Origin of the sequence: Paractinoplanes durhamensis, from assembly GCF_016862175.1 — a bacterium.
GTDB lineage: Bacteria > Actinomycetota > Actinomycetes > Mycobacteriales > Micromonosporaceae > Actinoplanes > Actinoplanes durhamensis.
In genome coordinates this window covers 19,559-42,561 of sequence record NZ_BOML01000060.1, presented here as the reverse complement: position 1 = coordinate 42,561, position 23,003 = coordinate 19,559, and the positions used below count along the sequence as shown (strand labels likewise).

Annotated in this window: 21 protein-coding genes; 15 read left to right on the top strand and 6 right to left on the bottom strand. The window is 69.0% G+C overall.

Features of this window, described 5'->3' with window-relative positions; genetic code table 11:
- Nucleotides 1-19 precede the first annotated feature (19 nt).
- Entirely contained in the window at nucleotides 20-556 is a 537-nt protein-coding gene (locus Adu01nite_RS37940) for a hypothetical protein (RefSeq protein ID WP_203734155.1), read from the top strand.
- Between the two features lies 1 nt (nucleotide 557).
- Here the strand turns inward: Adu01nite_RS37940 and pdxS are convergent, their stop codons facing one another.
- Nucleotides 558-1,457, bottom strand: coding sequence for a pyridoxal 5'-phosphate synthase lyase subunit PdxS (pdxS, locus tag Adu01nite_RS37935; RefSeq protein ID WP_203734154.1), 900 nt, complete (start codon nucleotides 1,455-1,457; stop codon nucleotides 558-560).
- Nucleotides 1,458-1,715: 258 nt separating this feature from the next.
- On the opposite strand from pdxS, the gene pdxT reads away from it, so the two are divergent.
- The 3 genes from pdxT to Adu01nite_RS37920 all read left to right on the top strand — a co-directional run bounded on the left by pdxT (nucleotide 1,716) and on the right by Adu01nite_RS37920 (nucleotide 3,702).
- Nucleotides 1,716-2,312 carry a pyridoxal 5'-phosphate synthase glutaminase subunit PdxT gene (gene pdxT / locus Adu01nite_RS37930; protein WP_203734201.1) on the top strand — a complete coding sequence of 199 codons (597 nt, stop codon included), beginning with the start codon at nucleotides 1,716-1,718 and terminating at the stop codon, nucleotides 2,310-2,312.
- Between the two features lie 17 nt (nucleotides 2,313-2,329).
- Nucleotides 2,330-3,082, top strand: coding sequence for a YebC/PmpR family DNA-binding transcriptional regulator (locus tag Adu01nite_RS37925; protein WP_203734153.1), 753 nt, complete (start codon nucleotides 2,330-2,332; stop codon nucleotides 3,080-3,082).
- A gap of 71 nt (nucleotides 3,083-3,153) precedes the next feature.
- On the top strand, nucleotides 3,154-3,702 hold the full coding sequence (locus Adu01nite_RS37920) for a Uma2 family endonuclease (protein WP_203734152.1): 549 nt from the start codon (nucleotides 3,154-3,156) through the stop codon (nucleotides 3,700-3,702).
- A 22-nt stretch (nucleotides 3,703-3,724) separates the two neighbouring features.
- On the opposite strand, the gene Adu01nite_RS37915 is transcribed toward Adu01nite_RS37920, so the two are convergent.
- Nucleotides 3,725-4,258: a hypothetical protein gene (locus Adu01nite_RS37915; RefSeq protein WP_203734151.1), complete on the bottom strand. Its 534-nt coding sequence runs from the start codon at nucleotides 4,256-4,258 to the stop codon at nucleotides 3,725-3,727.
- Nucleotides 4,259-4,360: 102 nt separating this feature from the next.
- On the opposite strand from Adu01nite_RS37915, the gene ruvC reads away from it, so the two are divergent.
- The 8 genes from ruvC (at nucleotide 4,361) to Adu01nite_RS37875 (ending at nucleotide 13,565) form a co-directional block, all read left to right on the top strand.
- On the top strand, nucleotides 4,361-4,897 hold the full coding sequence (ruvC, locus tag Adu01nite_RS37910; protein ID WP_203734200.1) for a crossover junction endodeoxyribonuclease RuvC: 537 nt from the start codon (nucleotides 4,361-4,363) through the stop codon (nucleotides 4,895-4,897).
- Nucleotides 4,894-5,496, top strand: coding sequence for a Holliday junction branch migration protein RuvA (gene ruvA, locus Adu01nite_RS37905; protein WP_203734150.1), 603 nt, complete (start codon nucleotides 4,894-4,896; stop codon nucleotides 5,494-5,496). The genes ruvC and ruvA overlap by 4 nt, the downstream gene beginning before the upstream one ends.
- Entirely contained in the window at nucleotides 5,493-6,524 is a 1,032-nt protein-coding gene (ruvB, locus tag Adu01nite_RS37900) for a Holliday junction branch migration DNA helicase RuvB (protein ID WP_203734149.1), read from the top strand. Before ruvA ends, ruvB begins: the two co-directional genes overlap by 4 nt.
- A gap of 143 nt (nucleotides 6,525-6,667) precedes the next feature.
- Nucleotides 6,668-7,063 carry a preprotein translocase subunit YajC gene (gene yajC, locus Adu01nite_RS37895; protein ID WP_203734148.1) on the top strand — a complete coding sequence of 132 codons (396 nt, stop codon included), beginning with the start codon at nucleotides 6,668-6,670 and terminating at the stop codon, nucleotides 7,061-7,063.
- A 152-nt stretch (nucleotides 7,064-7,215) separates the two neighbouring features.
- Nucleotides 7,216-9,087: a protein translocase subunit SecD gene (secD, locus tag Adu01nite_RS37890; protein ID WP_203734147.1), complete on the top strand. Its 1,872-nt coding sequence runs from the start codon at nucleotides 7,216-7,218 to the stop codon at nucleotides 9,085-9,087.
- A gap of 1 nt (nucleotide 9,088) precedes the next feature.
- Entirely contained in the window at nucleotides 9,089-10,294 is a 1,206-nt protein-coding gene (gene secF, locus Adu01nite_RS37885; protein ID WP_203734146.1) for a protein translocase subunit SecF, read from the top strand.
- A gap of 58 nt (nucleotides 10,295-10,352) precedes the next feature.
- Nucleotides 10,353-10,919 (top strand): adenine phosphoribosyltransferase, encoded by a 567-nt coding sequence (locus Adu01nite_RS37880; protein ID WP_203734145.1) that lies wholly within the window; start codon nucleotides 10,353-10,355, stop codon nucleotides 10,917-10,919.
- Nucleotides 10,920-11,096: 177 nt separating this feature from the next.
- Nucleotides 11,097-13,565, top strand: coding sequence for a RelA/SpoT family protein (locus Adu01nite_RS37875; RefSeq protein ID WP_203734144.1), 2,469 nt, complete (start codon nucleotides 11,097-11,099; stop codon nucleotides 13,563-13,565).
- A gap of 474 nt (nucleotides 13,566-14,039) precedes the next feature.
- Here Adu01nite_RS37875 and Adu01nite_RS37870 read toward each other — a convergent pair whose 3' ends face one another.
- Together Adu01nite_RS37870 and Adu01nite_RS37865 are read right to left on the bottom strand one after the other, a co-directional pair.
- Nucleotides 14,040-14,867 carry a peptidylprolyl isomerase gene (locus tag Adu01nite_RS37870; protein WP_203734143.1) on the bottom strand — a complete coding sequence of 276 codons (828 nt, stop codon included), beginning with the start codon at nucleotides 14,865-14,867 and terminating at the stop codon, nucleotides 14,040-14,042.
- A 32-nt stretch (nucleotides 14,868-14,899) separates the two neighbouring features.
- The gene (locus Adu01nite_RS37865; RefSeq protein WP_203734142.1) at nucleotides 14,900-15,754 is read right to left on the bottom strand and encodes a peptidylprolyl isomerase; all 855 of its coding nucleotides are present in this window, start codon (nucleotides 15,752-15,754) and stop codon (nucleotides 14,900-14,902) included.
- A 143-nt stretch (nucleotides 15,755-15,897) separates the two neighbouring features.
- On the opposite strand from Adu01nite_RS37865, the gene Adu01nite_RS37860 reads away from it, so the two are divergent.
- Nucleotides 15,898-16,581, top strand: a complete 684-nt coding sequence (locus Adu01nite_RS37860) for an MBL fold metallo-hydrolase (RefSeq protein ID WP_203734141.1) — start codon at nucleotides 15,898-15,900, stop codon at nucleotides 16,579-16,581.
- A gap of 21 nt (nucleotides 16,582-16,602) precedes the next feature.
- A complete protein-coding gene (gene hisS, locus Adu01nite_RS37855) occupies nucleotides 16,603-17,922 on the top strand; it encodes a histidine--tRNA ligase (RefSeq protein WP_203734140.1) in 1,320 nt (439 codons plus the stop codon).
- Here the strand turns inward: hisS and Adu01nite_RS37850 are convergent.
- Complete coding sequence (locus Adu01nite_RS37850; RefSeq protein ID WP_203734139.1) at nucleotides 17,900-19,078, bottom strand: serine hydrolase domain-containing protein; 1,179 nt, start codon at nucleotides 19,076-19,078, stop codon at nucleotides 17,900-17,902. The two genes, hisS and Adu01nite_RS37850, sit on opposite strands and share 23 nt — an antisense overlap.
- A 136-nt stretch (nucleotides 19,079-19,214) precedes the next feature.
- Here Adu01nite_RS37850 and Adu01nite_RS37845 point away from each other — a divergent pair, with 136 nt between their 5' ends.
- Complete coding sequence (locus Adu01nite_RS37845) at nucleotides 19,215-20,144, top strand: acyl-ACP desaturase (protein WP_203734138.1); 930 nt, start codon at nucleotides 19,215-19,217, stop codon at nucleotides 20,142-20,144.
- Nucleotides 20,145-20,147: 3 nt separating this feature from the next.
- Here the strand turns inward: Adu01nite_RS37845 and Adu01nite_RS37840 are convergent, their stop codons facing one another.
- Nucleotides 20,148-22,931 (bottom strand): TIR domain-containing protein, encoded by a 2,784-nt coding sequence (locus Adu01nite_RS37840; protein ID WP_203734137.1) that lies wholly within the window; start codon nucleotides 22,929-22,931, stop codon nucleotides 20,148-20,150.
- Nucleotides 22,932-23,003: the final 72 nt, after the last annotated feature.

Genomic DNA, 23,003 nt, shown 5'->3' with positions numbered 1-23,003 from the left:
GTTTCGCGGGGGAACTACGATGCCCGGCATGTGGTGGGTGCTGGGGGTGGTCGCGTGCGTCGTCCTGCTCGCCACCTACCTCGGCTGGACGGCCCACCGGGTCGAGCGGGTGCACGTGCGGGCGCAGTCGGCCGAGCGGGCCCTGGACGCTCATCTGGTGCGCCGGGCCGCGGCCGCCGCGGTCGTCGCCGAGCAGAACGACAACGTCGAGCTCTACGCCGCCGCCCGGCTCGCGCTGGACGCCGACCCGGACGAGCGGGAGCAGGCCGAGAACGACCTCACCCGCCAGCTGAGCACGGCCGCGCCGTTCGGGGCGGACCTGGCCGAACGCCAGCTCATCGCGACCTCGCGGCGGCTGGTGCTGGCCCGGCAGGTGCACACCGACCAGGTCCGCGACGCGCTGACCGCCCGGCACCGGCTGCTGGTGCGGGCGCTCGGGCTGGCCCGGCGGTACCCCCGCCCGCAGTACTTCGACATCGAGGACCCGGCGCTGCCGGAGCCGGCGTTCGGGATTCCGGTACCGGCCACCCCGATCGCCCCACTCGAATCGGTCTGACTTACCAGCCGCGCTCGGCCAGGCGGTGCGGCTGCGGGATCTCGTCGACGTTGATGCCGACCATCGCCTCGCCCAGGCCGCGCGACACCTTGGCGATCACGTCCGGGTCGTCGTGGAACGTGACGGCCTTGACGATCGCGGACGCGCGCTGGGCCGGGTTGCCCGACTTGAAGATGCCGGAGCCGACGAACACGCCCTCGGCGCCCAGCTGCATCATCATCGCGGCGTCGGCCGGGGTGGCGATGCCGCCCGCGGTGAACAGCACGACCGGCAGCTTGCCCGCCTCGGCGACCTCTTTGACCAGGTCGTACGGCGCCTGGAGCTCCTTCGCGGCGACGAACAGCTCGTCCTCCGGCAGGGTCTGCAGCCGGCGGATCTCCTGCCGGATCTTGCGCATGTGGGTGGTCGCGTTGGACACGTCGCCGGTGCCCGCCTCGCCCTTCGAGCGGATCATCGCGGCGCCCTCGGTGATCCGGCGCAGCGCCTCACCGAGGTTGGTGGCACCGCACACGAACGGCACGGTGAACTGCCACTTGTCGATGTGGTTGGCGTAGTCGGCCGGGGTCAGCACCTCGGACTCGTCGACGTAGTCGACACCGAGCGACTGGAGCACCTGGGCCTCGACGAAGTGCCCGATCCGGGCCTTGGCCATCACCGGGATGGACACCGCGCTGATGATGCCGTCGACCATGTCGGGGTCCGACATGCGGGAGACGCCACCCTGCGCGCGGATGTCGGCGGGCACCCGCTCCAGCGCCATGACCGCGACGGCCCCGGCGTCCTCGGCGATCTTCGCCTGCTCCGGCGTGACCACATCCATGATCACGCCACCCTTGAGCATCTCCGCCATCCCGCGCTTGACGCGCGCGGTCCCGACGGCGGGCTGGTTATCGGTAGACATGGCGAATCGGCTCCTCAAGCGGGGTTCTCGGTACTACGGATCGTACGCACGAGGACCCCCTCGACCGATGGCCAATCGACCCCCCGGTGGCCTGCTCCCCGGGTTTCGGGTGACCACTCACGCAGAATGAAGGGCCAGGGCCAGCTCTGCTGGGCCCCGGCCCGGCCTCGGCGTGAGCGACGGTCCGCACCCACCACCCAGGTGCGACATCCGGATCTTGAATTTGATCTTGATGGGCTCGTGCCTAAGCTGGGACGCGTGAATATCGGTGTGCTGGCCCTGCAGGGTGATGTTCGGGAGCATCTGTCGGCGCTTGCGGAGAGTGACGTTCTGGCGCGGCCGATTCGGCGGCCCGAGGAGTTGGCCGATGTCGAGGCGCTGGTCATTCCGGGCGGGGAGTCGACGGCCATCAGCAACCTTGCCGTGTCGTTCGGGCTGCTTGATCCGATCCGGAAGCGGATCGCCGACGGGATGCCGGTCTACGGGTCCTGTGCCGGCATGATCATGCTGGCCACGACCGTGCTGGACGGGCGGCCGGACCAGGAGTCCTTCCAGGGGATCGAGATGACCGTGCGGCGCAATGCGTTCGGGCGGCAGGTCGATTCGTTCGAGGCTTCGGTGCCGATCGACGACATCGCCGGCGGCGATTTTCATGCCGTTTTCATCCGGGCGCCGTGGGTCGAACAGGTCGGCGACGACGTGCGGGTGTTGGGCCGCGTCAAAGATGGACCGCGCGCCGGTAGGATTGTCGCCGTTCGGCAGGGGAACCTGCTCGCCACGGCTTTCCACCCGGAGCTTACCGGCGACCTACGAGTCCACCGGTACTTCGTCGAGATGGTCCGCCAGGCCGCCTGACACCACGGAGGTTTTGCATGTCCGGCCACTCCAAGTGGGCGACGACCAAGCACAAAAAGGCCGTCATCGACGCAAAGCGCGGCAAGATGTTCGCCAAGCTGATCAAGAACATCGAAGTCGCGGCCCGCACCGGCGGTGGGGATCCGGCCGGCAACCCGACCCTCTACGACGCCATTCAGAAGGCCAAGAAGAGCTCCGTTCCCAACGACAACATCAACAACGCGGTCAAGCGCGGCTCCGGCCTGGAGGCCGGCGGCGCCGACTGGCAGACGATCATGTACGAGGGGTACGGGCCGAACGGCGTGGCCATCCTGATCGAGTGCCTGACCGACAACCGGAACCGTGCGGCCACCGAGGTCCGGACCGCGTTGACCCGCAACGGCGGCACGTTCGCCGACGCCGGCAGCGTGTCCTACCTGTTCAACCGCAAGGGCGTGGTGCTGGTCCCGAAGGGCGGCAGCAGCGAGGACGACGTGATGCTGGCCGTCCTGGACGCCGGCGCCGAGGAGATCAACGACCTCGGTGACACGTACGAGGTGGTCAGCGAGCCGACCGATCTGGTGCCGGTGCGCACGGCCCTGCAGGAGGCCGGCATCGAGTACGACTCGGCCGAGTCGTCCCTGGTGCCGACGATGACCGTGCCGGTCGACGAAGAGGCGGCCCGCAAGGTCTTCAAGCTGATCGACGCGCTCGAGGACTGCGACGACGTCCAGAACATCTTCGCGAACTTCGACGTCTCCGACGAGGTCATGGCGGCGATCGACGCGTGACCTACCTGTCATGCGACCAGATGGCTAGTGACATCTGGTCGCATGACCAGTAGAGTGAGGGAGTGCTTGTGATGACAGGCTTCAATCTGCCACCAGTCGGAGACCTTGATGTCGAAGACCTCCTCACCCTGCCCAAGGGTTACCGCTACGAGCTGCACGAAGGAAACCTCGTCATCATGACGCCGGCGTCCTTCTGGCATCGGGACATCGCGCACCGCATCCTGTTGATGCTGCGAGCGGCCGGCGTCCGTGCATATCTAGACCCTGGTGTCCTCGGGGATCGGCCACGCGACTGCCGTCTGCCTGACGTCGGCGTCGTCACGGAACTGCCGTCGGGCAAGCGTTCGTATTCGAACCTGCCGGGCTCGGCGTACAGTCTCCTCGCCGAGGTCGTGTCGCCGAACTCGCTCAACGGCGAGTACACCCACAAGATGGAGTGGTACGCGGAACGCGGCATCCCGGAGTACTGGATCGTCGATCAGGCGCCGGACGACTCAGAAGATGACGCGCTCGTCCTAATCCATCGGCTGGAGACGTTCGGTGGCAAATCCGTCTACGGGTTCGAGCGCAGCCTGCTGCTCTCCGAGCTGGAAGCGGAATATCGGGCCGAAAAGGCCTGACAATGTCGGCCGTCGATGTCGATCAGTTCGACAGCGACAGCCAGGACGCGGACTGGATCAGGCCGCCCACCACCAGAATGACGGTGACGGCGAGGCGGCCGATCCGGTGCCACTCGGACTTTCGGTAGGCCTTTACCCACGCGATGCCGGCGTCGGCCATCGAGGCGGATCCGGTGCGGACCGTGTCCGGCAGGACCATCGCTTTGCGTAACGCCAGGCTGGTGCGGCTCGACGCGGCCGCCGGCAGGTAGATCTGGGTGCGCAGAACCCGGATGTCGACCTCGTAGATCTGCTCCTCGCGCCACTGCTTGGTGCGCTGGGTGAGCCGTTTCGCCAGGTAGATGCCGGCGGCGTCGGTTCCCGCCAGCCGGCCCCACCAGTACAGCCGCCGCCAGTGGCCGGCCACGTCGGTGAGCACGTCCATGTAGAGATGGGCGGCCTCGAAGTCGCCGCCGACCAGGCGGTTCGTCTCGGTGCGTAGCGAAGTCAGGTGGGCGGCGACGAAGTCGAGGTAATCGCTCGGCGGTTCGTCGTCCATCGGCGGTACGAGGTACATGACTACCTCCCGCATCCATCGTCGGAGCGTGTCGGTGCCGGGCGCAAGAGCGGGGCGTATTAGGGTGTCGAACACACGTACGTGAGGCAGGGGAGGTCCGTGGTGCGCGTGCTCGGCATCGACCCGGGGCTCACCCGGTGTGGGGTCGGTGTCGTCGAGGGCGTCCCGGGCCGGCAGTGCAAGCTGATCGGCTACTACGTGGTCTACACCGATCCGGACGATGACATCGCCCTGCGCCTGCTGCGGCTGGACACCGAGCTGGCCGCCCTGGTGGCCGAGCACAAGCCGGAGAGCGTGGCGGTGGAGCGGGTGTTCGCCCAGCACAACGTGCAGACGGTGATGGGCACGGCACAGGCCAGCGGGGTCGCGGTGCTGGCCGGCGCGCGGGCCGGGCTGCCCGTCCAGACGTACACGCCGAGCGAGGTCAAGGCGGCCGTGACCGGCTCCGGCACCGCCGGCAAGGCCCAGGTGACCAGCATGGTCACCCGGCTGCTGGGGCTCGACGCGCCACCCCGCCCGGCCGACGCCGCGGACGCGCTCGCCCTCGCCATCTGCCACATCTGGCGTGGCGGCACGAAAGCCCGCATCGAAGCGGCGAAGGCAAAAGCGATGAAGAACATGCGAGGAGCCCGACGATGATCGCGAGTGTGCGTGGCGTGGTGGCCGCGGTCCTTCCGGACAGCGCGATCGTCGAGATCGGCGGCGTGGGCATGCAGGTGATGTGCGCCCCGGGGACGCTCGCCGGTCTGAAGGCCGGGGTCGAGTGCCGGCTGGCGACCAGCCTGATCGTCCGGGAGGACTCGCTCACCCTGTACGGGTTCGCCGACGACGACGAGAAGCACCTGTTCGAGCTGCTGCAGACGGCGAGCGGGGTGGGTCCGCGGCTCGCCCAGGCGGTGCTGGCCGTGCACCCGCCGGACGTGGTGCGCCGCGCCATCGCCGGCGCCGACCTGGCCACCCTGACCCGGGTGCCGGGCATCGGCAAGAAGGGCGCCGAGAAGATGGTGGTGGAGCTGCGCGACCGGATCGGCCCGATGCCGCTCGGCGACGGCACCCCGGCCGGGATGCTGCGCGGTGAGTGGCAGGAGCAGGTGCGCCAGGGCGTGCTCGCGCTCGGCTGGACGGTCGCCCAGGCCGACCAGGCGGTGGCCACGGTCGCCGAGTCGATCGAGGGTGACGCCCCGCCGGTGCCGGTGCTGCTGCGCCAGGCGATCCGCCTGCTGGGCAAAGCGCGATGAGCGAGCTGGTCTCGCCGGACGCGGAGGACGAGGACCTCGACGCCGAGGCCAGTGTCCGGCCGCGCCGGCTGGCCGAGTTCATCGCTCAGCACCGGGTGCGTGACCAGCTCGAACTCCTGCTGAAGGGGGCGATGGGCCGGGGCACGCCGCCCGACCACATCCTGCTGTCCGGGCCGCCCGGGCTCGGCAAGACGACGCTCGCCAACATCGTGGCGGCCGAGCTGGGCACCGGCATCCGCACCACGAGCGGTCCGGTGATCGAGCGGTCCGGCGACCTGGCCGCGATCCTCACCAGCCTGGCCCCGGGTGACGTGCTGTTCATCGACGAGATCCACCGGATCGCGAAACCGGCCGAGGAATTGCTCTACTCGGCGATGGAGGATTTCCGGGTCGACGTGATCGTCGGCAAGGGGCCGGGCGCCACCGCGATCCCGCTCGACGTCGAGCCGTTCACCCTTGTGGGTGCCACGACACGCGCGGGATTACTTTCCGGCCCGATGCGAGACCGGTTCGGGTTCGTCGCCCATCTCGACTTCTACTCACCGGCCGATCTGGACTCGTTGTTGCACCGTTCGGCCCGGATCCTGGGGGTGCCGATCACCCCCGAGGGGGCGACCGAGATCGCCGGTCGCTCGCGCGGCACGCCGCGCATCGCGAACCGGCTGCTGCGCCGGGTGCGGGATTATGCCGAGGTGCGAGCGGACGGCGTGGTCACCGAGGAAACTGCCCGCGAGGCCCTCAAGGTGTACGACGTGGACGCGCTCGGCCTGGACCGGCTGGACCGGGCCGTGCTGCGGGCGCTGATCGAGTCGTTCCGCGGCGGGCCGGTCGGTTTGTCCACCCTGGCGGTGGCGGTCGGTGAGCAGTCCGACACCGTGGAGGAAGTGTGTGAACCGTTCCTGGTCCGGGCCGGCCTTCTCGCGCGCACTCCGCGCGGACGGGTCGCGACCGAGGCGGGATGGCTGCACCTTGGGAAAACTCCGCCGTCGGGGGTGGTTCAGGGTGATCTGTTCGCCCGAGACGCGTGAAATCCGCTCGTAATGTGAACGTGATGTGTGCCGCATTCGGACTTCCCAGGTTGACCGATTAGACTCGCCGCGGTTCAACCGGGATGTGCATATCGCCCCGACGCGCCCATGTCGCGCTTCGGTGGCCTACGGAAGGTCTTCTAGTGGTTCACGCAGCAGCAGCGTCAGGCTCAGGAAACGGCTTTACCACCATCCTGTTCCTGCTCCTGCTCTTCGGCGTCGTTTATTTCCTGATGATCCGCCCGCAGCAGAAGCGCCGCCGCGAGGCGCTGAACATGCAGAACACTCTCGGTCCGGGCGACCAGATCGTGACCATCGGCGGTCTGCACGGGACCGTTGTATCCATCGATGACGATGTGGCTAGTCTGGAGGTCGCTCCCGGCGTCGTGCTGAAGTTCGCCCGCCCGGCGATCGCCCGCGTGCTGCCCAAGGCCGAGCCTGTCGCAGACGCGGACGATGTGCCGGTCGAGGACGAGCCAGTCGTGGTCGACGAGCCGGTGGTCGAGGACTCGACCGCCGACACGCGCAAGAAAGACTGATAAATCTTTCCGGACCGGCCCGCGGCGCATTCTGCCGTCGGGCCGGTTCGTCCGGCCGGACATCGGCCACCGCAATCTGATCGGCGCCGCCCGGGGGGCGGCCGAAACGCACAGGGAGACCGAACGCCGTGGCACGACCACCACAGGGACAGATGCATCCCGGACGCCAACTCGGCGTGCTCGGCCTGGTCTTCGTCATCCTGTATCTGCTTGTCTTCTTCGCCGGTAACGCGAAGGGCAGCTTCACCGATCGGCTCCACCCGAAGCTGGGCCAGGACCTGGTCGGTGGCACCCAGGCCACCTACATCGCGTCCGTGCAGGGCGGCCAGCCGCCGACCAAGGACAGCATGCAGCAGGCCCGCGACATCATCGAGAACCGGGTGAACGCTCTCGGTGTCTCCGAGGCCGAGGTCATCATCCAGGGTGACCGCAACATCGTCGTGTCGCTCGCGGGCGAGTCCGACGACCAGCTGAAAAACCTGGCCACGGCCGCGCAGATGCGCTTCCGGCTGCTGACCGGGGTGACCGGCGACGTCGCCGAGACGGCGCTCAACCCGCCGACCGCGACGGCGTCCGCGTCCGCGGCCCCCTCCACCAGTTCCTCGGCCAAGCCGACGAGCAAGGCGAGCGCGCCGGCGGTCAACGCCTCCCCGTCGACCGGCGGGCAGGGCGGCGGCGAGGTCGTGAAGGCGCCGAGCCCGAGCGTCACCCCGACCACCCCGGCGCCGGCGGCGACCCCGGCGGCCGACAGCACCGCCGCGGTGCCCGGCCAGGAAGAGGTCACCCCGGCCCAGGTCAAGGCGAAGGTGGGGGCGACCGTCTGGGCCGCCGCCGAGAAGCTGACCGCGCCGGTGGACCTGTCCACCGACACCAAGGCCGGCCTGCCCTACGCGGCGTTCGGCAAGCTGACCGGCGCCGAGGTCAACGCGCTCACCCCGGACATGCAGTTCAACATCCCGACGATCAGCTGCACGCAGCTGGACGCCCGGCCGAACGGCGCGATCGACAACGTGGCCACCAAGGTCGCCGCCTGCTACAACGGCGCGAAGATCATGCTGGACCAGGCGAAGGTCGTCGGCGACGACATCTCCAAGGCGTCGGCGCAGCTCGACCAGCAGAACGGCCAGTGGGTCGTCTCGCTCGACTTCAAGAGCGACGGTCAGACCAAGTGGACCAACCTGACCCGGACGGCGTTCAACGCCACCTCGGCCGACCCCTGCTTCGTCGCCGCCCAGACGCTCTACTCGGGCGCTGAGCACTGCGCGGTCGCGGTGGTCCTCGACAAGAACGTCATCTCGGCGCCGCAGATCCAGGGCGTGCTGACCAGCACCTCGCAGATCACCGGCCAGTTCAACTCGGCCTCGGCCAAGGAGCTCGCCGACCAGCTGAACTTCGGCGCGATCCCGGTCACCTTCACCGCCGGCCCGGCGCAGACGGTCTCCGCGACGCTGGGCATCGCGCAGCTCAAGGCCGGCCTGCTGGCCGCCGCGATCGGCATGGCCCTGGTGGCGGTGTACGCGTTCTTCTACTACCGCCTGCTCGGCTCGGTCATCTTCCTGAGCCTCATCCTGTCCGGCCTGCTCACCTTCGGCGCGCTGGTCTTCCTCGGCCGGACGGTCGGCTTCACGCTGACCCTGGCCGGGATCGCCGGCTTCATCGTCTCGCTAGGTGTGGCAGCGGACTCGTTCGTCATCTACTTCGAGAGACTCAAGGACGAGATCCACGAGGGTCGAAGTCCGCGGAGTGCCGTGCCCCGCGCCTGGGCCCGCGCTCGCCGCACGATCATCTCGGCGAACACGATCACGATCATGGCCGCCGTGGTGCTCTACATCGTCTCGATCGGCGCCGTCCAGGGCTTCGCGTTCGCGCTGGGTCTGTCCACCGTGCTCGACCTTCTCGTGGTGTTCCTCTTCCGGCACCCGATCATGACGATGTTCGCGAACACCAAGGCGTTCCTGTCGCCGCGGGTCAGCGGTCTCGGCCGCGTCCTGCGTCGCGCCCCGACCGACGTCAAGGAGGCCTGAGATGGCCCGTAACGGTCTCGCCAACCGCCTTTACCAGGGCGAAGCGAATCTCAACATCGTCGGCCGGCGGAACACCTGGTTCATCGTCGCGGCCGTGCTGGTGCTGATCTCGATCGGCAGCTTCACGTTCAAGAGCTTCGAGCTGGGCATCGAGTTCGCCGGTGGCACGTCGTTCAGCGTGCCGGCCAAGACCACGACCGGCCAGGAGCTCAGCCAGGGCGAGGTCTCCAGCGCGGTCGACCGGGCCATCAAGGCGGTCGACCCGGCCGCCGAGATCGGCGCGGTGCAGCAGGTCCGCAGCACCGGCGGCGGCGACGCGTACTACACGGTCCGGGCCCCGGCCCTGGCCCCGGGCCAGGCGGAGAAGGCCAAGGCGACGCTGGTCGCCGACCTGGGCGTCAAGGCCGAGGACGTCAGCGACGACAACGTTTCGGCGGCCTGGGGTGGCCAGGTGACCAAGCAGGCCATCATCGGTCTGCTCGTCTTCCTGGTCCTGGTGATGGCCTACCTGGTCGTCCGGTTCGAGTGGCGGATGGCGGTGGCGGCGCTCTCGTCGCTGCTGCTCGACCTGGTCCTCACGGCCGGCGTCTACTCGCTGGTCGGCTTCGAGGTCACTCCGTCGACGGTGATCGGCTTCCTGACGATCCTCGGTTACTCGCTGTACGACGTGGTGGTCGTGTTCGACAAGGTCCAGGAGAACACTCGCGGCATCACCGCGAGCAGCGTCCGGACCTACTCGGAGGCCACCAACCTCGCGGTCAACCAGACCCTGATGCGGTCGCTCAACACCGGCCTGGTGGCGCTGCTGCCGGTCGGTGGCCTGCTCTTCATCGGTGCCGGTCTGCTCGGCGCGGGCACCCTGAAGGACCTCGGCCTGGTGCTCTTCGTCGGTATGGGCTTCGGCGTCATCTCCTCGATCATGTTCGCGGCGCCGGTGCTCAGCGCGCTGAAGGACCAGGAGCCGAAGATCAAGGCGCACACCGCCCGGGTCCTGGCCCGCCGGGCCTCGGTCCGCTCCGGCGACGTGGCGCCGCGTGCCGAGCGGCAGCGTCAGCCCAACGCCACCGAGTCGGACGAGGCTCCGGCGCTGGCCTCGACGGCGGCGCCGCGCCCGGGTGCCCGCCCGACGGCGAAGCGCAACACCAACCGCGGCGGCCGCCCCGGCGGCGCCGGCAACCGGCCCAGTGGTGGCACCAAGCGCCGCTGATCCACTCGCGCGAAGGCCCGTCGTCCCGCTGGGACGGCGGGCCTTTAAGCTTTCCGCCGTGACTGATCAGCCATCTGGTACTCCCCGCGGCGACAGCGGCCCCGAACTCGCCTCCGTGGTCCTCGGCGGCACGGTCGACGTGCCCGACTTCCCGAAGCCGGGCATCGTCTTCAAGGACCTGATGCCACTGTTCGCCGACGGCGCCGCGTTCCGCCGGGTGGTGGACGGCATCGTCGAGCACTACGGGCCGGGCGGGTTCGACGTGGTGGCCGGGGTCGAGGCGCGCGGGTTCGTGGTGGCCGCCGCGGTGGCGTACGCGACCGGGGCCGGCGTGGTGCCGGTGCGCAAGGCCGGCAAGCTGCCCCGCAAGGCTCTCGCGGCCACCTACGAGCTCGAGTACGGCGAGGCCACCCTCGAGGTGCACGAGGACGCGTTCATCGCCGGACAGCGCGTCCTGGTGGTCGACGACGTGCTCGCCACCGGCGGCACGGCCGGTGCCGCGCTGGATCTTGTCGAGCGGGCCGGCGGCACGGTCATCGGCTTCACGGTGCTGATGGAACTAGGGTTTCTGAAGGGCCGGGAGCGTCTCAGCCCGAGGACGGTCCACGCATTGCTGACCGTTTGATCCGGTTTCGTCCGGTGGATACCCGCTCTTTCGGAGGTTCGGCCGGGGCATCCGGGAAGTCCGTACGGGTAGGATGGCGTTCCTAACCAGGTGACCAACAGCAGGGGCTCCGGGATGAGCGAGCTTCACCGGCCGACGCCGGCCGGCGAGGTTTCTGTCGAAGGTGTGAGGAGACCGGTGTCCAGCGACGTCGCCCCTCCGACGGAGGGCACGGTGCAGCCGACCGAGAACGCACGGACCGGTGCGGACGATGCTGTTCGGACCCCGGAGCCGACCGAGACGCGCGCCGAGGTGACATCTCCGCGCCCGGCCGTTCCGGTTGCCGCCGACCCGGAGACGACCCAGCCGATGCCGCCCGGCGAGGAGCCGATGACCGGCTTCGGCCTGGCCGGCGCGCCGACCGGGCGCCGGGTCCGGGCCCGCCTGGCCCGCTTCAACGCACCGTGGCAGAGCACCCAGGTCAGCGAGGTGCTCGAGCCGCTGATCGCCACCCACCGGGCCAGCCACCCCAAGGCCGACGGCCGCCAGCTGCAGCGCGCCTTCGACGTGGCCGCGCGCTGGCACTCGGGTCAATACCGAAAGTCCGGCGACCCGTACATCACGCACCCGCTCGCCGTGGCGACGATCCTGGCCAACCTCGGCATGGACACGACCACCCTGGTGGCGGCGCTGCTGCACGACACGATCGAGGACACCGACTACTCGCTCGACTCGATGAAGACCGACTTCGGCGCCGAGGTGGCGCTGCTGGTCGACGGGGTGACCAAGCTCGACCGGGTCAAGCTGGGCGACGCGGCCAAGGCCGAGACGATCCGCAAGATGGTCGTGGCGATGGCGAAGGACCCGCGGGTCCTGGTCATCAAGCTGGCCGACCGGCTGCACAACATGCGCACCCTGACCTTCCTGCCCCGCCCCAAGCAGGAGCAGAAGGCCAAGGAGACGCTGGAGATCCTGGCCCCGCTGGCCCACCGCCTCGGTATGAACACGATCAAGTGGGAGCTTGAGGACCTCGCGTTCGGCACCCTGTTCCCGAAGCGGTTCGAGGAGATCAACCGCCTGATCGGTGAGCACCAGCCGCAGCGGGAGGCGCTGCTGCGCCAGGTGACCAACCGGGTCGGCCTCGACCTGAAGTCCGCGAAGATCAAGGCCGAGGTGACCGGCCGCCCCAAGCACCTCTACTCGATCTACCAGAAGATGATCGTGCGGGGCCGCGACTTCAACGACATCTACGACCTGGTCGGCGTGCGCATCCTGGTCGACACGGTCCGCGACTGCTACGCCGCGCTGGGCGTCATCCACGCGAACTGGCAGCCGGTGCCGGGCCGGTTCAAGGACTACATCGCGATGCCGAAGTTCAACATGTACCAATCGCTGCACACGACGGTCATCGGCCCGACCGGCAAGCCGGTCGAGATGCAGATCAGAACCTTCGCGATGCACCGTACGGCTGAGTTCGGCATCGCCGCGCACTGGAAGTACAAGGAGCAGAAGGGCGCGACGATCGTCGGCCCGCCGGCGCACATCGACGAGATGACCTGGCTGCGGCAGCTGCTCGACTGGCAGCGCGAGGCGAGCGACCCGTCCGAGTTCCTGGACGCGTTGCGCTTCGACCTCTCCAGCCAGGAGGTCTACGTCTTCACGCCGAAGGGCGACGTGATCCCGCTGCCGACCGGCTCGACGCCGGTCGACTTCGCCTACGCCGTGCACACCCAGGTCGGCCACAAGTGCATCGGCGCGAGGGTCAACGGCAAGCTGGTGCCACTCGAGTCGACCTTGTCCAACGGCGACGTAATCGAGATCTTCACGTCGAAGTCGGCAACGGCCGGCCCGACGCAGGACTGGCTGGGTTTCGTCAAGAGCCCAAGAGCCCGCACCAAGATCCGGCAGTTCTTCAACAAGGAACGCCGCGAGGAAGCGATCGAGGACGGCAAGGAGGCGATCGTCAAGGCAATGCGCAAGCAGGGCCTCCCCCTGCAGCGCATGCTGACCAGCGAAAACCTGACGACGATCGCCCGAGACCTGCACCTGGCCGACGTGGCATCGCTGTACGCCGCGGTAGGCGAGAGCACGGTCTCCGCCCAGTCGGTGGTGCAGAAGCTGGTGGCGGGCTTCGGCGGCGAAGAGGGCGCGGTAGAGGACATCGCCGAGACCGCAGTCGCAACCCGCCCACCACGAAACCGAAGCACAGCCCAGGACCCAGGCGTGGTGGTCAAGGGTGTGAGCGACGTGTGGGTGAAGCTGGCCCGCTGCTGCACGCCCGTCCCCGGCGACGCGGTCTTCGGTTTCGTAACGCGTTCAGGCGGCGTAAGCGTCCACCGGGAAGACTGCGCAAACGCCGAGGACCTGCGCGACCAGCAGGAGCGAGTGGTAGAGGTCAGCTGGAAGCCAACAAGCGCCTCAACTTTCTTGGTAGCAATCCAGGTAGAGGCCCTAGACCGCCACAAGCTCCTGGCGGATGTGACCCGAGTCCTCTCGGAGGAGCGGGTGAACATCCTGTCGGCCACGGTCACGACAACCCGAGACCGAGTAGCGGTAAGCCGTTTCACCTTCGAAATGGCAGACCCGAAGCACCTGGGCCACTTGGTGGCAGCCGTCCGAAAGGTAGACGGAGTCTTCGACGCCTACCGAGTGACGTCAGGCGCTTAACAGGGCCAAGCCCAAACCCAAACCCAAACCCGGGGCTCTGTGGCACATCGAGGGCTGACGGGGCACCCCTAAGCCCAGCAACTTCTGCACGGCGCGAACACGCAAGCCTCAAAAGAGTTTGACCACCCCCACCCCTACCCCCCACGGGTTTGATCTTTTCTTCTAAGGCCGTGGGCGGCGCTGAATGTTCGCTTGACCCACCACGCAGGCCGGCCCGGGTGAGCGGCTTTCCTGGCTGTGCCAAAGCGCGGCAGCCCGACCGCTAGCCGTCAGGGGACCGCCAGCTGGACCGTGCACGAAGCAGCGGGTGACCAAAGTCCTGGCCGTCAGTTGTTCCCACGCGAGGTTGAGGGCCGGGGGTGACCACGCAGGGCATAGATGCTTTACCGCCCAGCGTGGTCACCCCCGGCCCTCAACCGTCCCAGAGCAAGCAAAAGGGCGGAGCCCAAAGGCCCCGCCCTCAAACGCCGTAGATCAGGACATCACAAGAGACTTGATGTCGAGCTCCTTCTTAGGATGACCACCGCCGGCAGAGGCCTTGAACGCCTCGTCATCCCCGGCCTTGACCACATCCTTGACCAGATCAAGGCCAGAGGTGATCGTGCCAAGAAGCGTGTAGGAAGCAGGAAGCTGAGTGTCCTCAGAGCAGATGAAGAACTGCGACCCAGTACTACCGGCCTGCCCCGTATTAGCCATAGCAATAGACCCAGCCGGATACGGCTTGTTCGTGTCCGTAGGAAGGTTCTCCTCGGCCATCGTGTAGCTAGGCCCGCCCTGCCCATCAGTATCCCGGTAGCCCTTGCCAGTAGCGAACGGGTCACCACACTGCAGGACCTTGAAACTGGCCTCGTTCACCAGTCGGTGGCACTTCGTGTTATCCCAGAATTTCTTGCTCGCCAGGTACGTGAAGCTGGCCGTCGTGCACGGGACCTTGGACTTGTCCAGAGTGGCCACGATGTTGCCCAGGTTGGTGGCCATCGTCAGCGTCGCGGTGCCGGTGTTCGGTGCCGTGGCCGGCGGCGTGCCGACGTCCTTCACCTTGCCGCCACCCGTGTCCGGGGTCCAGGTGCAGGCGACCGAGCCGGCCGGCACGCTGCTGCTGGTCGTGGAGGTGGACTTTTTGTCGTCCTTCAGCGCGGTGACGATCCAGACCGCGGCGCCGGCGATGACCACCACGGCGATGGCCGTGCCGATGATTGCCTGCTTCTGCCGGCGCTTGCGAGCGGCTGCAGAGCGTTCCTGCATCTCCTTCTCGAGCCGGGCCCGCGCCGCCGCGCGCTGCCGGTCCTTGATCGACGACACGTCGTTCCTCCTGCTGTGTTCGGCCTGGGGACTTAAGACTGGGCGCTTGCCGAGGGGGCCGCGGAGGTGGCGGCCGCGCCGACGGTGAGCGTCTTGATGGTGATCTTCGTCGACGGCTTGATCTTGTCGCCGGCGGAGTCCGCGACGGTGGCGATCTTGCCGATCTTGGTGACCGTGTCGATGCCGGCGGTCACCGTGCCGACGATCGGGTATTCCGGGGTGGCCGGCGAGTAGTCCTTGAAGAAGATCAGGAACTGGCTGCCGTTGGTGCCGGTCGGGTTGCCGATCAGCGCGACCGTTCCCTTGGGGTAGGTGACGGCCGCCGCGCCGGTGCCGGCGCTCGGCGACGGGTCCGGCCCGGCCGGGGTGTTCTCGCTGTACACGCTGTAGGTCGGGCCGCCGAGGCCGGTGCCGGTGGGGTCACCGCAGCGGATCGCGCCGTACGTCGTGATCTCGTGGCAGGTGGTGTTGCTGAAGAAGTTCTTGCCGGCGAGGTAGCGAAGGTCCTCGGTGCCGCACGGTGCCTTCTCCTGATCGAGCTCGACCACGATGGGGTCGCCCTGATCGGTATTGATGGTCATCGTGTCGGTCCCAAGGGTTGGGACGTCGGTGGTGGGCGGGGTCCCGACGTCCTTGAGATTGGTGTTCGTCGTTGCGCTCTGCGGCGTCCAGGCGCACACGTCCTGCGCGGCCGTGGCGTCTTTGTCGTCGGAGTCGAATGCGCCACCGACCCAGGCGACGCCAGCGACAATCAGCAGGACAGCAGCGGCCGAGCCCAGGCCGGCATAGAGACGACGCCTACGCCGCTCCTTGACGGCCCGCTTCGCCAAACGCCGATCGAGCTTCGCCCGCGCAAGCTTGCGCTGCCGGTCCTTGCTGGAAGCCACGGATGCTGCCCTTCCTCAATGCTCCTTGTCACACGCCCGCAAGAGTGTACGGGTACCTCCTGGGAAAGTGGTGTGCCCCCGCCCGGCTAGGCTCGTTACGATTCGCACCAGATTTTCGGACCCGTTTATCGAGAGGTCGACCAGTGCTCGTCACCGGCGTTGAGGCGCAAGCCTTCGGCACCAATTGCTATGTGGTGGCTGTGGGCCCGGGCGAGCAGTGCCTGATCGTCGACCCCGGCATCGGCGTGCTCGACCAGCTCGACGAGCTGATCGCACAGCACCGGCTGCACCCGGCCGCGGTGCTGCTCACGCACGGGCACCTGGACCACACGTTCTCGGTCGCACCGGTCTGCGGCGCGCGCGGCATCACGGCGTACGTGCACCCGGCCGACCGGGAGATGCTGGCCGACCCGGCCAAGGGTCTGAGCATGGATCTGACCCAGCTGTTCGGCGGCCGGCTGCCCTACACCGAGCCGGAGGACGTGGCCGAGCTGACCGACGGCGCGACGCTGAGCCTCGCCGGCATCGAGGTCACCGTCGATCACGCCCCTGGCCATACCGGCGGGTCGGTGCTGTTCCGCCTGCCGGGCGACGATGCCCCACTGTGTCTTTCGGGCGACGTCCTCTTCGCGGGGTCCATCGGACGCACCGACCTGCCGGGCGGCAGCACGGACACGATGATGACCAGCCTGCGGGAGAAGATCCTGCCGCTGGGCGACGAGACCGTTGTCCTGCCCGGCCACGGACCGGCCACCACCATCGGCCGCGAGCGCGCGACGAACCCGTACCTTCGGGAGCTTTCCGCTGCGCCCGGCCGTGGACTCTAGTTCGCTGTCTTTAGGAGCAACGTGCCCATCTCCGGTTTTCCCGAATGGCTGCCCGCGCAGCGCATGATCGAGCAGCGGGTCATCGACCGCATCCGGTCGACCTTCGAGCTGTACGGTTTCGCCCCGCTCGAGACCCGCTCGGTCGAGCCCCTCGACACCCTGCTCAGCAAGGGGGAGACCTCCAAGGAGGTCTACCTGCTGCACCGCTTGCAGGGCGAGGCCGACGCCTCGAACGAGGATCAGCTCGGCCTGCACTTCGACCTGACCGTGCCGTTCGCCCGGTTCGTGGTGGAGAACGCGGGCAAGCTGCAGTTCCCGTTCCGCCGCTACCAGATCCAGAAGGTGTGGCGGGGTGAGCGCCCGCAGGAGGGCCGCTACCGCGAGTTCCTGCAGGCCGACATCGACGTGGTCAACCGCGAGTCGCTGCCGTTCCACTACGACACCGAGATGCCGCTGGTGATCGGGGACGCGCTGGGCGGCCTGCCGATCCCGGCGGCCCGCATCCTGGTCAACAACCGCAAGGTGTGCGAGGGCTTCTACCGCGGGCTCGGGCTCACCGACACCGACCAGGTGCTGCGGACCGTCGACAAGCTCGACAAGATCGGCCCCGAGAAGGTGGCGGCGCTGCTCGTCGAGACGGCCGGCGCGACCGACGCCCAGGCCGCGGCCTGCCTCGAGCTGGCCGCGATCTCGGCCGAGGACGGGTCCTTCGTGGACGCGGTCCGCAAGCTGGGGGTCAGCGACCCGCTGCTCGACGAGGGCCTGGCCGAGCTGCTGCAGGTGGTGGAGACCGCCCGGGAGCACGCGCCCGGCCTGGTCGTCGCCGATCTGAAGATCGCCCGCGGCCTCGACTACTACACCGGCACGGTCTACGAGACCCAGCTGCGCGGGTACGAGCGGTTCGGCTCGATCTGCTCCGGCGGCCGTTACGACAACCTCGCCTCCTCGGGCAAGGAGCGCTTCCCGGGCGTCGGCATCTCGATCGGGGTGTCCCGGATGCTCGGCCTGCTGTTCGGGCGGCAGGCACTCGAGGTCTCCCGGTCGGTGCCCACGTGCGTACTCGTCGCCCTGCCCCACGAGGACCAGCGGGTCGCCTGCGACCGGATCGCCGGCGCGTTGCGCCGCCGCGGCATCTCCACCGAGGTGGCGCCGACGGCGGCGAAATTCGGCAAGCAGATCCAGTACGCCGACCGGCGCGGGATTCCGTATGTCTGGTTCCCCGGCGACCCGGACACGGTGAAGGACATCCGCTCCGGGGAGCAGGTCGACGCCGACGCCTCCGTGTGGGTGCCGCCGGTCGCCGACCTGCACCCGGCGATCAGCGGCGCAGAGCCTCGATAGTCCGGGGCCGCTGCGCTCCGAGCGTGGCCACTTCCTGGTCGCCGCACGCCGCGGTGACCAGGAAGTTCCCGATCGCCTCGTCGATGGCGGGGTTGTCGTAGAAGGCCATGCCGTGCGCGTAGGTCACCTGGCGCTGCCCGTCGGCGCTGTGCCAGGAGATCGTCTGGTGGCCGACCGTCCCGCCGTCGTGCCCCCAGAACCGCCCGCACGGCAGGTCGACCCAGTAGAGGCCGAGGCCGTACCCGCCGGCCGCCGGATCGGCCGGGTTCTCGTCGACGGTCTTCTGCATCTCGGCCAGCAGCGCGGGCTTCAGCAGCCGGCCGGTCAGCAGCGCCCGGTAGAAGACGTCCAGGTCGCGGGCCGTCGACACGATCTCGCCGGCCGCCCAGCCCCACGTCATGTTGTAGAGCGTGAAATCCTTCAGCGTCCCGTCGGTCCACGGCACGTACGCGTGCAGGTGCGGCCCGCGGATCTTCGGGTCGGCCCCTTCGAAGTAGGTGTCGGTGAGGCCCAGCGGCCGTAGCACCCGCCGGCTCACCTCGGACTCGTAGCTGTGCCCGGTCACCCGCTCGATGATCAGCCCGGCCAGGATGTAGTTGGTGTTCGAGTACGACCAGGCGGCGCCGGGCGGGTTGGTGGCGCCGGCGTCGACCCCGAGTCGTACCAGTTGCTCCGGGGTGTAGATGGTCTTGCCCATCGTGATCAGGTCGTCGGGCGTCTTGATCAGGGCGTTGGTGTAGTTGCCGATCCCGCTCGTGTGCTGCAGCAGCATGCGCACGGTCACCCGGCTCGACAGGTCGGGCGGCAGCAGGTCGCGGGGCAGATAACGGCCGATCGGCGCGTCCAGGGCGATCCGGCGCTCGGCGGTCAGCTGCAGCACGGTGGTGGCCACGAACGTCTTGGTGATGCTGCCCACCCGGTGCCGCAGGCCGTCGCGCACCGGCGTGCCGGTGGCGATATCGGTGACGCCCGACGTCGGCGTCCAGGTGCGGCGGCCGTCGCGGACCTCGGCGAACACGCCCGGCATGCCGGCCGCGTGCACCGCGTCGAGCTGTTCCTGCAGGGTGCGGCCGAACGAGTCGGTGGCCGCGGCCGGCACCGCCGGCGCGATCATGATGGCAAAAGCGGAGAGAACGGTCAGGGCGCGTCGCAACATCGCTGCCTCCCGGAGTCGTCTGAGCCATCCATGATGGTCTACGGATGCCACCGGAAGCCGACTGTGAATTCCGCGCCGCGCGCTGGATACCGGCCGGTAAGAGGCTACGGTGGCGTAGGTTACGCAACCGTAGGGAGTGAACGTGGACCAGACCGCCCTGCTTCTCGAGTTGGAGCCCGTGGTGGCCACCAACCTCGACCGGCACCTGTCGCTGGCGAAGGAATGGTTCCCGCACGAATATGTGCCGTGGAGCGAAGGCCGCACCTTCGACGGCCTCCTGAACGGTGAGCCCTGGGCGCCGACCGACTCGGCGATCCCGGACGTGGCCCGCACCGCGCTGATCGTCAACCTGCTCACCGAGGACAACCTGCCGTCCTACCACCACGAGATCGCCAGCCTTTTCGGCCGCGAGGGCGCGTGGGGCAACTGGGTGCACCGGTGGACCGCCGAGGAGGGCCGGCACGGCATCGCGCTGCGTGACTACCTGACGGTCACCCGCACCGTCGACCCGATCGCGCTGGAGCGGGCCCGGATGGTCCACATGCAGGCCGGCTACGCCACCTATCATCCCGACGAGATGATGCACTCGATCGCCTACGTGGCGTTCCAGGAGCTGGCGACCCGCATTTCGCACCGCAACACCGGAAAAGCCACCGGCGACCCGATCGCCGAGCAGTTGCTGGCCCGGGTCGCGGCCGATGAGAACCTGCACATGGTCTTCTATCGCAACCTGCTGGCGGCCGCTTTCGACCTGGACGCCGACCACGCCATGCGCGCGGTCACCGACGTGGTTTCCCACTTCCAGATGCCGGGCGCCAACATCGAGGGTTTCCAGCGAAAGGCGTTGTCGATCGCATTGGCGGGCATCTACGACCTGCGTCAGCACAAGGACGAGGTGCTGGCCCCGGTTCTGCGCCAATGGAACGTCTTCGGCCGCACCGATCTGGGCCCCGAGGGCGAAAAGGCCCGCGAGGAATTGGCCGCCCACATGGACGGCCTGGAGATCCAGGCTTCCCGGTTCGAAGAAAAGCGCGAAGCACGGCGGCAGCGCCAGCAGAACCGATAAACCTCAACAGGTCTGGCGGTACGGCTCGTCCGGCAGGTAGAGCGCCCAGTCGGACGGGCGCAGGCCGCCGCCGGTGATGGCGCACGCGGTGCCGGCCGGGTCGGCGCTGAACGCGTCGAGCCGGGACAGGTCCCAGACGTACGTCTGATGGTCCTCGCTCGCGGTGATCAGCCGATTGCCGGGCAGGAAGGTCGCGCTGGTGACGTCGCCGGTGTGCCCGGTGAAGCGGGTGAGCAGGGCGGGCGCGGCCGGGATGCCGATGTTCCACACGGCGATCGTGCGGTCGCCGCCGGCCGAGACGAGCAGGCGGCCGTCCGGGCTGACGGCCAGGGACCGGATCACGCCGGTGTACGCGTCGAGCCGGGCGGGGGCCGCGGTCGAGTTCATGTCCCACACGTACACGTCGCCGTTGTTCCCGGCTCCGTAGAGCGTGTGGGCGTCCGGGCTGAAGGCGAAGTTGTAGAAGCCGGTGCCGACGTTCTTGATCTCGCGCCGCAGCCGCGGGGCGCCCTTCTCCGGAATGTCCCACAGCGCTACGTGCGGGAAGTTCGCCTGCGCGCTGGTCTTGCCGTCCGGCGCGACGAAGCCCTCCGCCCGGGCCAGGGACGGCACGGACGAGGCCGGCACCTGCACGGGACGGGATGGGTCGGCCAGGCTCCAGTAGGTCGCCGCCGAGTTCCAGTCCCCGTGCTGTCGCAGCAACCCGCCGTCGCCCATCAGCAGCGCCCGCGCGACGTCGTCGCGCTGATAGATCCGCACGGGATGACGGGGATCGTCGAGGTTCCACAGCGCCAGGTCGCCGCCCGCGCTGGTCGCCCGCCGGCCGTCCGGGCTGAACGAGACATTGATCGGGTAATGCGAGCCCGGGCCGGTCGGGAACTGGCCCAGCAACGCCGGTTTTCGCGGGTCGGCGACGGCCCAGAGTCGCACCATGTTGTCATCGGCGAGAGTGGCCACGACGCCGGCGCGGCCGGTCGGCAGCACCGTGTTCACCCAGGCGGCTTGCCGGGGGAACGCGCCGATGCGGGCCGGCTGGGGGTCGGCGGTGCGCCACAGCCGGACGATGCCGTTGTTGGTGCCGGTCGCCACGAGCTTGCCGTCCGGGCTGACCGCGGTCGAGGCGACCTGGCTGGCGTGCCCGTTCAGGGTCGCGGTGCGGACCGGTGCCGCGGGGTTGCTCAGGTCCCAGAGGACGCCCGTGCCGTCCGTGCCGGTCATGACCGCGTGCCTGCCGTCGGGGTAGAACGCCAGGTCGTAGAGGCCGCCGGCGTGTCCGGCCAGCACCGACACCTTCGCCGGCTGCCGCGGATCCTGGATGTTCCACAGCTGGGCCGTGCCGTCGGCGGCACCCTCGGTCAGCATGAACCGCCCGTCGCGGCTCAGCGCGACCTCGCACTGGGATTCGGCGACCGAGGTGACCTGGGCGAGGCGCACCGGCTTCCGCGGGTTCGTGAGGTCCCAGAGGATGACGTGGCCGCCCGAGTCGGCGGTCACCAGGAGCCGGCCCCGGCTCGCGAAGGTCAGGCCGTAGGCGGCGTCCGGCAGCGGCAGCGATCCGGCCGGGACGTCGTCCGCCCACAGCCGCACGGTCCGGTCGGCGACGGTCAACGCCAGCAGGTGACCGTCCGCGGAGTAGGCCAGGCCGTAGAGCTTCTTCAGGGTCTCCATCGGCAGCGTTCCGGCCGGGGTGAGCGTGCCGTCGGGAGCCACCGACCAGGTTCGCACCGAGTCGTCGGCGGTGGTGGCGGCGAGCCGGGTGCCGTCCGGGCTGAACGCCAGGGCGGACGTGTCCCTCTCGTGGCTGCCCGGCTCGCGATACAGCTGCCGGTGCGTCGCGACGTCCCAGAGGATCATCGTGCCGTCCGAGCTGATCGACGCGAGGCGCTTGCCGTCGGGGCTGAACGCGACCGTTCCGACACCGCGCGGGTGGCCGTCGAGCCGGGCCTCCAGTCGGGTGCCGGCCAAGGTGCTGAGCAGCCCCGACCGGGCCAGGCCGCCGGTCTCGTCGCGGTCCATCGCGGCCACGCTGAGCATCATCGACACGTCCGGGCGGCTCTCCCGCAGGCTCTCGGCCTGGGCGGACAACTGCCGGGCGACGGCGAGCCGGGTCTGCTGCCCGGCCCGGTCCGACTGCCGGAACGCGTAGGCCGCGAGCAGCGACATCCCCACCGCGACGGCGAGCGCCGTGGCGAATAACCCGCGCAGGCCCCAGCGAAGATTGCGGCGGCGGCGGGCGTGCTCGCCGATCAGTTCCTCCTTGGGTACGCCGCGGATCGGCGCCACGAACTCGGCGACCACGTCACCGATCTTGAGGTCCGCGGTGGACTCCGCGGAGGTGCGCAGCGTGCGGAGGTCGATCCAGCGCGGCTCGCCGGCCAGCTCGCCGGAGAGCAACTGGGGGAGGGCGTCGGTGACCGTCCAGTCGAAGTCGTCGCCGCGCCAGACGATCTCGCCGTCGGTCCAGGCGATCAGGAGGGTGTCGGGGGAGCGGTGGTCGAGCCACCACCGCAGCTCCCAGTTCACCCATGCGGATTCGGCGGACTTCGGCGAGGCCATCAGCACGAACCAGGCCGAGCCGGTCAGCGCGCGCTCGATCTCGGCCTTGATCAGCGGGGCAGCGGCGAGCCCGGTGACGTCGCGGAACACCCGCAGCGTCTGCGGCTTCCAGAAGGGACGCCCGAACCGCTGCATCTCCGACTGCAGGGCCTGCGCGATCGGCGTGTCGTAGCGCTGGCTGTAGGAGATGAACGCGTCGTAGCCGTCCGGCTTCGGGGCCACTGTTCGCACGGGTCCCAGGCTATCGGCGGGCGTCGCCGGCCGACTTCATCGTTCGGTTGCCGAATCGTGGCTCCCCGGCCA

What these genes read in the sequence shown, in the direction of transcription:
- secF (WP_203734146.1), top strand. Translation starts at nt 9,089, where the DNA reads ATGGCCCGTAACGGTCTCGCCAACCGCCTTTACCAGGGCGAAGCGAAT.
- Adu01nite_RS37915 (WP_203734151.1), bottom strand. Translation starts at nt 4,258, where the DNA reads ATGTACCTCGTACCGCCGATGGACGACGAACCGCCGAGCGATTACCTC.
- ruvA (WP_203734150.1), top strand. Translation starts at nt 4,894, where the DNA reads ATGATCGCGAGTGTGCGTGGCGTGGTGGCCGCGGTCCTTCCGGACAGC.
- Adu01nite_RS37920 (WP_203734152.1), top strand. Translation starts at nt 3,154, where the DNA reads ATGACAGGCTTCAATCTGCCACCAGTCGGAGACCTTGATGTCGAAGAC.
- Adu01nite_RS37850 (WP_203734139.1), bottom strand. Translation starts at nt 19,078, where the DNA reads ATGTTGCGACGCGCCCTGACCGTTCTCTCCGCTTTTGCCATCATGATC.
- Adu01nite_RS37925 (WP_203734153.1), top strand. Translation starts at nt 2,330, where the DNA reads ATGTCCGGCCACTCCAAGTGGGCGACGACCAAGCACAAAAAGGCCGTC.
- Adu01nite_RS37940 (WP_203734155.1), top strand. Translation starts at nt 20, where the DNA reads ATGCCCGGCATGTGGTGGGTGCTGGGGGTGGTCGCGTGCGTCGTCCTG.
- secD (WP_203734147.1), top strand. Translation starts at nt 7,216, where the DNA reads ATGCATCCCGGACGCCAACTCGGCGTGCTCGGCCTGGTCTTCGTCATC.
- pdxS (WP_203734154.1), bottom strand. Translation starts at nt 1,457, where the DNA reads ATGTCTACCGATAACCAGCCCGCCGTCGGGACCGCGCGCGTCAAGCGC.
- ruvB (WP_203734149.1), top strand. Translation starts at nt 5,493, where the DNA reads ATGAGCGAGCTGGTCTCGCCGGACGCGGAGGACGAGGACCTCGACGCC.